Origin of the sequence: Pseudocolwellia antarctica, assembly GCF_049933045.1 — a bacterium.
Taxonomy (GTDB): Bacteria; Pseudomonadota; Gammaproteobacteria; order Enterobacterales; family Alteromonadaceae; genus Pseudocolwellia.
The window spans coordinates 26,760-39,535 of record NZ_CP187926.1 but is presented as its reverse complement, the minus strand read 5'-3'; the positions used below and the strand labels follow the sequence as shown (position 1 = coordinate 39,535).

The window sequence follows — 12,776 nt, the reverse complement described above, 5'->3', positions numbered from 1 at the left end:
GCAAAGAAATAATCTATTCGATTAGCCCATGCGGTAGTTTGGAGCTTCTTTCGTGATGGTCACATCATGTACGTGCGATTCACCCATACCTGCTGAAGTTATTTTCATAAACTCAGGCTTAGTACGCATGGTTTCAATATCTTTTGAGCCCGTTAGTCCCATAGATGAACGTAATCCACCCATTTGCTGATGGATAATTGCTGCTACAGGGCCTTTATAAGCAACACGACCTTCAATACCTTCAGGAACTAATTTATCAGCTTCGCCATCAGATTTTTGAAAGTAACGATCGCTAGAACCTTCTTTTTGGCTCATTGCGCCTAAAGATCCCATACCACGGTAAGATTTATAGTAACGACCTTGGTAAAGTTCAACTTCACCTGGTGACTCTTCAGTACCAGCAAACATGCTGCCTACCATTACACAGTGAGCGCCAGCAACAAGCGCTTTTGCTATATCACCAGAAAAACGAATACCACCATCAGCAATAACAGGAATACCTGTACCTTTTAATGCTTCTACTGCATTTGAAATAGCTGTTAATTGTGGAACACCAACACCTGTAACAATACGAGTTGTACAAATAGAACCTGGGCCGATACCTACTTTAACAGCATCTACACCAACATCAGCTAATGCTCTAGCACCAGCACCTGTTGCTACGTTACCTGCAATAATTTGTAAATCAGGGTATTTGTTACGCGTTTCAGCTACGCGATCTAAAACACCTTGAGAGTGACCGTGAGACGTATCAATTAATAAAACATCAACACCTGCAGCCACTAATGCATCAATACGTTCATCAGTACCTGCGCCAACACCAACTGCAGCACCAACACGTAAACGACCTAGTTCATCTTTACATGCATTAGGTTTACTTTCTGCTTTTTGATAATCTTTAACTGTAATTAAACCTTCAAGTTTAAAAGCATCATCAACCATAAGGATTTTTTCGATACGGTGTACATGCATTAAACCAAGAATTTCTTTACGTTTAGCGCCTGATTTAACAGTCACTAGCTTTTCTTTAACTGTCATCAGTTTAGAAACAGTTAATGTTAAGTCAGTTTCAAAACGTAAATCACGACCTGTAATGATACCAACAAGCTTATTGTCAGCATCAGCAACAGGAAAACCAGAAAAGCCTAGTTTATCTGCAAGTTTCATTACATCTTCGATAGTGTCATCAGGAGAAACAGTAACAGGATCAGAAACAATACCACTTTCATATTTCTTAACTTTAGAAACATTTTTAGCTTGTTCTTTAATTGTCATGTTTTTGTGAATAAAACCAATTCCGCCTTCTTGAGCAAGGGTAATAGCTAAAGGAGCTTCGGTAACTGTATCCATAGATGCAGAAATCATGGGTACATTAAGATCAATTTTACGAGTTAATTTAGTTTTTAAATCAGCTGTATGAGGAAGTACCTTTGAATGGGCAGGTACAAGTAGAACATCGTCAAAAGTTAACGCTTCTTGGGCAATTCTTAGCATCGCAACATCTCACTAATAAGGGGGTGATCAGGAGTAAATATTGCGGCAGAATTTTAACCGCTTTCGAACATAAGGTAAACTTAAATTTTAGTAAAATGCAAAATAAATCACCTTTAAAATAATTAACCACGATATAATGTGGTTTTCCCCTCCTCAAAACTAAAATAAAACGAAAAGTCGACATGAATCAACATATTTTACAAGTTAGTGAATTAACCAAAAAAGTCCGTTTTATTTTAGAGAGTGAGTTGAATACCGTTTGGTTATGTGGCGAAGTTTCCAATTTTATTGCTGCAAGTTCTGGTCATTGGTACCTGTCATTAAAAGACAGTAAATCTCAAGTAAAATGCGCCATGTTTAAAGGTAACAATCGCAAAGTTAGATTATCTTCTGGCTTACCTAAAAACGGTCAACAAGTATTAGTTCGAGCTAAAGTATCTTTATATGAACCACGTGGCGATTTTCAGTTAATTATCGAACAACTTGATGATGCGGGCGAAGGCCTTCTCAGACAAGAGTTCGATCAACTCAAAAACAAATTACTTGCCGAAGGTTTATTTAATTCATTAATTAAAAAAGAAATACCTAAAAACATTCGTACTGTAGGTATTGTTACCTCGCCTACTGGTGCTGCTGTAAAAGATATACTTACCGTTTTAAAACGTAGAAACCCTCTGCTTAATGTCATTATCTACCCTGCCTTAGTTCAAGGAACTCAAGCTAAGTTTGAAATAGAACAAGCGATTAATACAGCAAATATAAGACAAGAATGTGATGTACTGATTGTAGGCCGAGGTGGTGGTTCATTAGAAGACTTATGGTGTTTCAATGAAGAAAACGTTGTTAGAGCAATATACCGAAGCGAAATACCAGTTATCAGTGCTGTAGGTCATGAAATAGATACAACACTTTCTGATTATGCTGCAGACCTTCGAGCGCCAACACCTTCAGCAGCAGCTGAACTGGTGTCTTCAAATATTGAAGAAAAGTTACAAAAATTTGCATCACTAAACCAAAGAATACGTCAGGCAAAACAAAGAAATCTGACTCACCATAAAACCAGACTTGATCATATTAAGCATAGACTATCTTTATTACATCCAGCGCAAAAGTTAACCGTGCAACAACAACGGTTTGATGAATTAAGTTTTAGGCTCAACAATAATCTAAAGCAATTAAAGTCACGTTTAGCGTTACAAAAAGATCAGTTTGATCAGCGTTTATTACTCCAATCACCGCATAAAAACATTCAAAATAAACAGCAACAGATCAGTCGGTTAAAAGCACGCTTAATTCACGCAATCCAATCGACTAATAAGAGTAAACAGAATCAATTCAAATACACTATTGAACAATTACACTTAGTTAGCCCTTTAGCAACAATTGCTAGAGGCTATAGTGTGACTAAAAATGATAAGAAAAAAGTTATAACGAGTGTTTCACAAACTCAGGTGGGTGATAATGTTTCCATACAATTAATGGATGGTTTTATTTCAGCGACAGTGAATGAAAAAACTGAAGTAAAATAGAATATTATTAGTTTAAGTTTGTTTAACTTAAATTTAACTGAGTAAAATTAACCTAGTTTGAACTGTGATTAACTACACTAAAGAGTCGAGCTAGATTTCTGCAACCACGGCATGTTGCACTAGCTTAGTTACATTTTCTTTACTCTCATCTAAAAATTTAACACCTAAAGACACACCAGCAATCTGCGATTTTGTATTACAAACATCAGCACTTAAGTTGATGTTTTGCATCCCAAGAAAGTCTTCAACAATAATATTAATATTCTTATCCGAAGTCAGGGTTAATGACTCGCCATCACTTATAGTTATTTGACAGCCATGCACTGAAATATTGCTGATAGAGCCCTTCCAATATTCATTATCAATTTTGACTTTCACTGGAATATTTACATCAATTCTTAAAGAAGAACGTAAACTCTGTAAGGTAACTTTTTTAGGGAATTCTAATACGATCATTCTTGAAGGCATTTGCACGGTTTGCTTAACAGAAGAAGCAAAAGCAACAACAGAGCCTTCGTGACCTTCAATTAGACCACGTACCGTGATTGATGTACCTTGAGATATAAAGCTTGTGAAATTACCTAATTTATTACTATCCGGAAATTGCACCAAAACATATTTTTTAGGTAAATAGCCAATAAAAAAAGTACGAAATTTTCCTCTTTGTCCGGCTGGAGTCACAATATCTAAAGACACCATAGTACCTGGTAAAAGAAGAGCTAAGTGATTACTTAACCTATTCGTTGTATTAACTTCTTTAGCGCTCAATCTACTCGACCTATACCTAATGTTATTATTATTTACAGTAGCTAAATCACTACTTAAAAGCAATATATACCCGCTACAGCTTATACCAAACGGATTAATTTATTGAGCAACTTAGAACTACATTAGCAAGCTTAGAACAAGCAAAATTGATTAAACATAGTTATTCTATATTTTTTTAATTTTGTGATGTTATCAGTTTGCTAATGAGCTCCCGAAGGGCGAGAATTTAAAGGCTCATATGCCGCATTATTGATTTTGACAAGGTTCCTACATGGATGTAGGACATTAGGGTAACGCAGGAGCAGTTACCGAGAATAACCATTATCTTCAATCAATGCCTCGCCTACATGGATGTAGGTGCTTAGGTTCAGTCTGGAACTATGAACCTGTGCCTCTAAGCCTTTAAATTCTCGCTAAGTGAACAATAAATTAATCCGTTTGGTATTAAATATCGCACATAAAAAAAGCAGCTAAAAAGCTGCTTCATTTGAATTAACTCAATGCGAAGAGTTAATCTTTCTTATAACCTTGTGTCAATCTAGCAAGTTTCTTTTGCTCGGTATAATTTAACTTTTTCTTACCTGCAAATGGGTTACTTGTTTCTCTAAATTCGATTCTGATTGGTGTACCCATTATTTTTAATGACTTACGGTAATAGTTCATTAAATAACGTTTGTAAGACGGTGGTAACTTCTTAGCTGAGTTACCATGAATAACAATAATAGGAGGGTTGTAACCACCAGCATGAGCATATTTTAACTTAATACGACGACCTTGATGCATAGGCGGTTGATGATCAAACACAGCCATATCTAATATCTTAGTTACCATAGACGTTGAAATACGTTTAGTTGCAGAAACAAAAGCTTCTTCAACTGACTCATATAAATGACCAACACCTGTACCATGCAAAGCAGAGATAAAATGAATGCGGGCAAAATCAATAAACCCTAAACGTCGATCTAATTCAGTTTTAATACGATCTTTTACATGATCGTCTAAACCATCCCATTTATTAACAGTAAGTACTAATGAACGACCTGATTCTAAAATAAAGCCAAGTAAGCTTAAATCTTGATCAGTAATACCTTCTTGAGCATCTATAATTAATAAACACACGTTAGAGTCTTCAATCGCTCTTAATGTTTTAATTACTGAGAATTTTTCAACTACATCGGTTACGTTTTTACGACGTCTAATACCTGCCGTATCAATTAACGTATATTCGCGACCGTTATGTTCCATTGGAATATAAACACTGTCACGTGTAGTACCAGGCATATCGTAAACAACAACACGTTCTTCACCCAAAATACGGTTAGTTAATGTTGATTTACCAACATTTGGCTTACCGATAATAGCGAGTTTAATTTTGTCGTTTTCATTAGGTGCTTCATCAATTTTTTCTTGATCTGATAACTCACTCTCCATCTCGCCATCAAATTCATCATTCTCTTCAACTTTAGGCGCTGACAATGCTTCAATATGTGGTGTTAATGCTAACGTCAATAACTGAGTTACACCGCGTCCATGGGCTGCAGCAATTTGATGAACAGTATCGCCTACTCCTAATGAGTAGAAATCAGCAACAGCAGAGTCTGCATCAATACCATCGATTTTATTAGCAGCAAGAAATACTTTTTTATCTTGTTTACGTAAGTATGTTGCTATACCGATATCTGCAGACGTTAAACCTGCTCTAGCATCTACCATAAATAATACGGCATCAGCTTCCTCAATAGCCATTAATGACTGTTCAGCCATTAATGCATCAATTCCTTCTTCATCTCCTTGAATACCACCCGTATCAATAACAATAAACGGATGTTCTTCAACTTCTGCCTTGCCATATTGGCGATCGCGCGTTAAACCCGGATAATCTGCAACAAGTGCATCTCGACTACGAGTAAGACGATTAAATAGCGTTGATTTACCTACATTAGGACGACCAACAAGCGCTACAACTGGAAGCATGAATACCTCGATTTAAAAAGAATGATAAGTTTTGTACTTATGCCAAAACTCAATATGTAAACTAAATTTGAGATAATGAATTAACTAACACATTATCTCAAATTCAGCTTATTTATGTTTTTATTAAAATAAACAACGGCTCCAACACTAGATGTGAGGAGCCGTTATAAAATTTTAGAGCTTTGTGATTTAAGGCGTTTTAATTGCCTGTAAATCACCATTTCGTGCTTGTGAATATAAAATACCTTCATAAACAATCGGTGCAACATGAGTACCGCTTGAATCAAGCTCATGACGAGAAACAATTTCGCCAGTACTACTGTCTAACCAATGTAAGTAACCTTCATAATCACCAACAACAATATAATCTTTAACTTCAACTGGCGCTGTTACATCGCGATTTGTTAGAGAAAGTTGACTCCATTTCTCAGTACCATTTACTCTATCAACAGCATAAACATGACCTTTAATATCGGTTAAGTAAATTGTGCTCGGCGTAACAAGCAAATCCGTATAAGACGAATATTTACGTTTCCAAACTATTTGACCTGTTCTTAATTCAATAACAGCTAAGTTGCCTCGAGATGAAATCGAATAAATTTTATCGCCAAATACAACAGGTGATGAATCAACGTCAATTACACGTTCAAATTCAGTAGAACCTGAAGGTTCACCTACAACAGCTGACCAACCTTGTTGACCATTCTCTAAAATATAAACAGAAAGGTTACCGTCTGGCGTACCAATAAAAACACCACCAGAAGAAATACTAGGAGCACTAATACCACGTAAAGTTAATGCAGGTGTGTCTTGGTCTATCTTCCAAAGTTCTTCGCCATCTGTTGCATTAAAAGCTTTCATAACACCTGATGAGCTATTCACAACAACAACACCAGAGTCGATAGCAGGAGCCGAAAGCACTTCGCCTTTAATATCGGCTTGCCAGTCTACTTTACCTGTCTCAGCATTTAATGCGTAAACTTTACCGTTTTCACTACCTAAAAATATTTTGTTAATACCAGCAACAATACCACCACTAATTAAGGCAGATTTACGACTTTCAAAAAAGCCACGTTTGTTGTCAATATTACTTAAATCAGCTGACCAAATTTCGTCACCTGTTTTAAGGTCGATTGCTGCAACATCGCCTCTACGATTACTAGTAAACAACTTGTCGTAAGCAACAACAGGAGTAATACGAGAGAAGTAACCTTCTGCACCACCACCAATATTTTCTTCCCATAATACTTCAGGTTCGAATTGTTCGTTAACTTCAGTTAATTCAACAGGTAAGCTTTCATCAATTTCGTCGGTAGATGAACATGCTGAAATACCTAATGTCATTAAAAAAACTACAGCAATTTTATTTTTTAAACTTTTTTTATCAAAAATTAGCACATCAAAATCCACTTATTGGTCATTAAACATATCGAGCGTTATCTTAAGACAACACAATTCGAAAAAAAGTCACTCTATATGTTATTTTTTACATTATTTTAAAGACTTAAGCTAACGCTCTACTTTAAAACAATATTTTCCGCTAAATCATCTAACTTCATTTGAAGAGATTGACTTGCTGCACCAGCAGTTGCGGCTATCGCGTCTTGGTATGATATACGCGCTAGATCTTTTTTATCTTGAAGTAAGTATGCATCACCTTTAACTTCTTCAATTGAAGATTTAAATGATTGCGGTAATGGCGCACTTAATGTTGTTAATGCTGCATCTACTTTATCTAACTGTATTTGAACTCTTGCTAAACGGAGCGTTGCAATAGCTTTAATACCTTCATCTTTAGATGATTCAATAGCCGTTGTTAAATACTTTTCAACTTGTGGCCAATCTTGATGACTTGCTGATTTTTTAGCTAATGATAAAGCCGTTAATCCTGCATAGCTTGAGTCTTTGTTATCAGTAATGAATTTTTCGCCTGCAGCAATAAAGCCTTCAGGTTTCTTTTCAATTGATTCAACTAATGTTTGATAAGCATCTGATGTTGCTAATTCTGTTTCTAGTTGTGCATCTTTATAAAAGTTAAAGCCGACAAAACCTGATAAGCCAAGAACGATACCTGCAATTATCATATTACCATTTTTGTTCCAGTAGCTTTTAATCGCATCTACTTGTTGTTCTTCTGTTTCGTAAATTTCCACAACTTTTCCTTAAATTAATTTTTCTAATAAGCTAGGCACTTGATCAAATGCTACGCTTTCTTGTTCATGTTGACCGCGCAAATATTTTACAGTAACTGTTTGCTCAGCTAATTCGTTTTCGCCTATTATCAAAGCGACTTGAGCACCTGATTTGTCAGCGCGCTTCATTTGTTTCTTCATATTTCCGCCGCCACAATGGTTTTGCAATCTACATTCTGGCACGGCATCACGCCATTGTTCAGCTAACTCAACAGCTTTTAATTCTTCTGCTTCACCTAACATAATAAGGTAAGCATCAACTTGTGGTCGAACATTGTTTACTTTTTCTAAGCTGGTTAGCATTAGTACTAAGCGTTCTATACCTAAGGCAAAACCAACACCTGGTGTTGCTTTACCGCCTAGCTGCTCAACCAAGCCATCATAACGACCACCCGCACAAACGGTACCTTGTGAGCCTAAGCTCGTTGTTACCCATTCAAATACGGTGCGATTATAATAATCTAAACCACGTACTAAACGATCATTAATTATGTAACTAATACCCGCAGCATCTAAACGACGACAAACTTCTGCAAAATGTGTTTTAGATTCTTCACCAAAGTAATCAGATAATTTAGGCGCGCCAACTAAAGCTTCTTGTACCGCTGGATTTTTACTATCAAGTACACGTAAAGGATTAGTATGCATTCTGCGTTTACTGTCTTCATCTAACTGATCTTCTCGTTCAGTTAAGAAAATGACTAATGCATCTCTGTATTCTTCACGTTCTTGATTAGAACCTAAAGAGTTAAGTTCTAAAGTAACATGTTCACTAATACCAAGCTCTCGCCATAAGCGAGATGATAATGTGATAATTTCTGCATCAATATCTGGAGTTGCTAAGCCAAAAGCTTCAAGACCAAACTGATGAAATTGGCGGTAACGACCTTTTTGAGGACGTTCATGCCTAAACATTGGTCCCATATACCATAAGCGTTGCTCTTGGTTATACAGTAAACCATGTTGATTTGCGGCTCTTATACAAGAAGCAGTACCTTCTGGTCTTAATGTTAAACTGTCACCATTTCGATCATCAAAAGTGTACATTTCTTTTTCAACGATATCAGTTACTTCACCGATAGAACGTTTAAAAAGTGCAGTAGATTCAACAATCGGCATACGAATTTCAGCAAATCCATAATTGCTAGCAACACGTCTTAATGCTGTTTCTACCATTTGCCAAATATTAGTTTCAGATGGCAGACAATCGTTCATGCCTCTTATCGCTTGAATTGCTTTACTCACTAATCTACTTCTCTTTGTATAATCAAAATGGTTAAATTACTGCGCGCATTATAGGGGTATTAAGGTTAAACGTAAATAATACCTTGCACGGCTCGCGTTTGATCTACGTATTAATCAATCTCTTTTATGTCAATACTGTTTTCTTTATCAAGCATCTTAGCTTTTGCGCGTATACGTGTTTCAAGTTGGTCAACTAAGTTGGTATTATCAAAACGCTCTTTCTGTCTGATACCGTCAAGGTAATAACCACTTTTTTTGCTACTACCCGTTAAACCTAAATCTGAAACGATAGCTTCACCTGGACCATTAACAATACAGCCTATAATTGAAACATCCATAGGTGTCATAATATCTTCAATACGCTGTTCAAGCGCATTAACGGTAGCAATAACATCAAACTCTTGGCGTGAACAACTTGGGCATGCAATTAAGTTAATTCCACGGCTGCGTAGCTTAAGTGATTTTAAAATATCAAAACCGACTTTAATTTCTTCTATAGGATCTGCAGCTAAAGAAACACGCAATGTATCGCCTATACCTTCAGCTAATAATAAACCTAACCCTACAGATGATTTAACTGAACCTGAACGTAAACCGCCCGCTTCAGTAATACCTAAATGCAATGGATTATCTATCTGTTTGGCTAGTAATCGATAAGCACCAACAGCTAAAAACACATCAGATGCTTTTACACTGACTTTAAATTGATCGAAGTTTAAACGATCTAAAATATCTACATGACGCATTGCCGATTCTAATAAAGCTTCTGGCGTTGGTTCGCTGTATCTTTCTTGAATATCTTTCTCTAAAGAACCACCGTTTACACCAATACGAATGGGAATATTATGATCACGAGCTGATTCTACAACAGCTCTAACACGGTCTTCTCTACCTATATTACCTGGATTAATTCTTAAACAGTCTGCGCCATATTCAGCCACTTTAAGCGCAATACGATAATCAAAGTGAATATCGGTAACCAGTGGTACATTAACTTGTTTCTTAATTTCTCTAAAGGCTTCAGCAGCGTCCATAGTCGGTACACTTACACGAACAATATCTGCACCTACGGCTTCTAATGCTTGAATTTGAGCAACAGTAGCAGCAACATCCGTTGTTAAAGTATTTGTCATCGATTGAACGGTAATAGGAGCATCGCCACCTACTGGAACATTGCCAACCATGATTTGACGAGATTTACGTCTTATAATAGGAGATTCTTTAAACATAATTATTCTTTCGATTAGTGATCATTATTCTAAGATGACTGTGTAGTTAATGGTAAAGTGAACTTGGCAATATGTCCTTTAGGAAAAACAGACATATCAATAGCTTCTCTACCAAAGTTAATTTCTACTAACTCTGGCTTGCCAATAGTTATTTTTAGAGGAGATTGTGCATCAATGGTCATTACATAACCTGTTTTTTTAATGCCCCAAGCGATCCTTTCACCTAATGCGTCATAAATATTTACCCAACAATCACCAGAAAAAGTAAACACAACTTGTGTTAATTCAGCTTGATCTAAAGTATTTGCTTCAGATGCATTTTCTGTTTGAGAAGTTAAATTATTTTCTACTAAGTCACTTTCAGTTAATGACTCGGTTACTGTATTTGCCAGTGCTTGAGTTTGTTGTGCAGGAGTATCTGTTCCTGCTGGGTTATCTTCAAGTTCATTGATGTTTTTATCTAGTACGTTTTCTGTCGAATCAACTTGTTCATTAGAGCCAGACTGAGTAACTTCTGAGCTTGATAAATTTTCAGTGGCAACCGCTACAGCATTTTCTTTATTAGCCTTATCACCTTGTAACCACCACATGACGGTAAAGCCAATAAATATGGCAAGGATCAAATATGTTATCCACATCAACATACTATTTTGAGCTTTTTTCATGGTGCCATTTGAAAAGCTCTGCATTTTTGCAGGGCTAATACCAATTCCATTCATGCTTTCATATAAACCAATGACATCAGCATTAGGAATATTAACTAACTTTGCATAATTTTTTAAATAACCACGATTAAACGTGTCTGGTAAGTTTTTGTCATAAATATCGGCTTCAATGTTTTTAACTAACGACACTCGAAAATTTAATCTAGCGGCTACGTCCTCAACACTTAAACCTTGGCTAGCTCTAGCTTCAGCTAAAAGACTTCCAGGACCAGCTATTACGTTTTCTACTTCAGGTAATTCTTTACTCATTTAAGTAAACCCACTAGTGTTTAACTGCTTTTTTAGGATCAGCTAAATAAATAACATCCCCTATCTTTAAAACTTTAGAGCGCTTAAAGCCATTCCAACGTTCGATAAGATACATTTTAATATTATGTTGTTTGGAGATTGAATATAAACTATCGCCTTTTTCAATAACGTGTATCGGTAAAGTTAACATTTTATTACCGTCATCATCTGTTGAAGCTTGTGCTATACCCGTATTTGATGAATCCTCAGGCATTAGTTCTAATGTTTCTAATTCAGCCTTTTCCGTTATTTCAGAGGTATTAGTATCCTCATCAACTTCAGTATGTTGACTTAACTCTTTTTTAACTTGTTGTTTAACTGTTTGGTTAGCTTCGTCATTTTGTTCGGCTACTTTGTTCTCAACTGACTTACCTTCTGACTCTACAACCTTAGGTTTCTGTGGAGTTTTCGAATCAGATGCTATTGAAATACCTGATTTTTTATTTGGTGAGAGCACCATAACTCGTTTTTTAGGTTTATTACTATTTTGGCTATTAACTGCAAAAAACTTTTCAGCTAAATCATCAGCTTCAATATACTGCAAACCATTTAAAATGTACTGCTTTGCTTCGTAAGAGTTAGGAAACATTTTTACCAGTAAACCCGCATAGTTTTTGGCTATACGTCGGTTATGCATTTTTTCATACACTTTGTAAGCTAATGCTAATGCATTAGGTGTAAAGCGTCTGGTTGATTTTTCATAGCGTCTTAGGTATTCAACAGCTTCACTGTAATTACCCATAGCGTATTGTAAACGTAGCATTTGTAATAAAGATGACGCACGGCCAGGGCTGTGAGAAATTGACTTAGCTAAATACATTTCTGCTTTTTCAAACTTGTTATATTCAAGTTGGCAAGTGGCTAAATTCTCATAACTTTGAGAAACTAAAAGGTAGCTTGGGATAGCAATAGCTTTTAGTAAAATCTTTTCAGATTCATCATATCTTTCACGTTTACAAAGAAAAACGCCATAATTATTTAATGTATCAGCATCATCTTCATCTAATGACAATGCACGTTCAAAAGCTTCTATGGCTTGTTCTGGCTCATCAACAACATCAAAATATTGAGCAAAAGCGGTATACACTTGCGTTAAATTAGGTGCGTAACGTTTTGCTTTTTCTAAATTAAGCTTTGCTTGCGTGGTATTGCCCATATTTAAATAGCCCATACCCAACGAAATACGTGTCATCGCTATTTCATTATTAGTTGAAGTGTTTTCAACTCTAGGTGTATCTTCATTATTTTCGTAATTTTGAGTAACGCAACCACTCAGCAAAGAGGAAAGCATACCCACTGTAATAATGTGACGAATTTTTAGCATTAGACGCA

At 36.1% G+C, this 12,776-nt stretch carries 10 protein-coding genes; 1 reads left to right on the top strand and 9 read right to left on the bottom strand.

The features are described 5' to 3' along the window. Positions 1-21: 21 nt before the first annotated feature. A complete protein-coding gene (guaB, locus tag ACPUVN_RS00165) occupies positions 22-1,494 on the bottom strand; it encodes an IMP dehydrogenase (RefSeq protein WP_426358592.1) in 1,473 nt (490 codons plus the stop codon). A gap of 182 nt (positions 1,495-1,676) precedes the next feature. Between guaB and xseA the strand changes: the two genes are divergently transcribed. Continuing rightward, positions 1,677-3,023: an exodeoxyribonuclease VII large subunit gene (gene xseA, locus ACPUVN_RS00160; RefSeq protein WP_426369714.1), complete on the top strand. Its 1,347-nt coding sequence runs from the start codon at positions 1,677-1,679 to the stop codon at positions 3,021-3,023. 90 nt (positions 3,024-3,113) lie between these two features. Here the strand turns inward: xseA and ACPUVN_RS00155 are convergent, their stop codons facing one another. From ACPUVN_RS00155 to pilW, 8 genes are all read right to left on the bottom strand, one after another. Continuing rightward, positions 3,114-3,791, bottom strand: coding sequence for a PilZ domain-containing protein (locus ACPUVN_RS00155; protein WP_426358594.1), 678 nt, complete (start codon positions 3,789-3,791; stop codon positions 3,114-3,116). A gap of 510 nt (positions 3,792-4,301) precedes the next feature. Continuing rightward, complete coding sequence (gene der, locus ACPUVN_RS00150; RefSeq protein ID WP_426369713.1) at positions 4,302-5,765, bottom strand: ribosome biogenesis GTPase Der; 1,464 nt, start codon at positions 5,763-5,765, stop codon at positions 4,302-4,304. A 189-nt stretch (positions 5,766-5,954) separates the two neighbouring features. Then, complete coding sequence (bamB, locus tag ACPUVN_RS00145) at positions 5,955-7,163, bottom strand: outer membrane protein assembly factor BamB (protein WP_426358595.1); 1,209 nt, start codon at positions 7,161-7,163, stop codon at positions 5,955-5,957. 119 nt (positions 7,164-7,282) lie between these two features. Beyond that, a complete protein-coding gene (locus ACPUVN_RS00140; protein WP_426369712.1) occupies positions 7,283-7,918 on the bottom strand; it encodes a YfgM family protein in 636 nt (211 codons plus the stop codon). A gap of 9 nt (positions 7,919-7,927) precedes the next feature. After that, positions 7,928-9,202, bottom strand: coding sequence for a histidine--tRNA ligase (gene hisS / locus ACPUVN_RS00135; protein ID WP_426358597.1), 1,275 nt, complete (start codon positions 9,200-9,202; stop codon positions 7,928-7,930). A 110-nt stretch (positions 9,203-9,312) separates the two neighbouring features. Then, positions 9,313-10,431, bottom strand: coding sequence for a flavodoxin-dependent (E)-4-hydroxy-3-methylbut-2-enyl-diphosphate synthase (ispG, locus tag ACPUVN_RS00130; RefSeq protein ID WP_426358598.1), 1,119 nt, complete (start codon positions 10,429-10,431; stop codon positions 9,313-9,315). A gap of 29 nt (positions 10,432-10,460) precedes the next feature. Beyond that, positions 10,461-11,405: a RodZ domain-containing protein gene (locus ACPUVN_RS00125; RefSeq protein ID WP_426358599.1), complete on the bottom strand. Its 945-nt coding sequence runs from the start codon at positions 11,403-11,405 to the stop codon at positions 10,461-10,463. A gap of 13 nt (positions 11,406-11,418) precedes the next feature. Next, a complete protein-coding gene (gene pilW, locus ACPUVN_RS00120; protein WP_426369711.1) occupies positions 11,419-12,768 on the bottom strand; it encodes a type IV pilus biogenesis/stability protein PilW in 1,350 nt (449 codons plus the stop codon). Positions 12,769-12,776 lie beyond the last annotated feature (8 nt).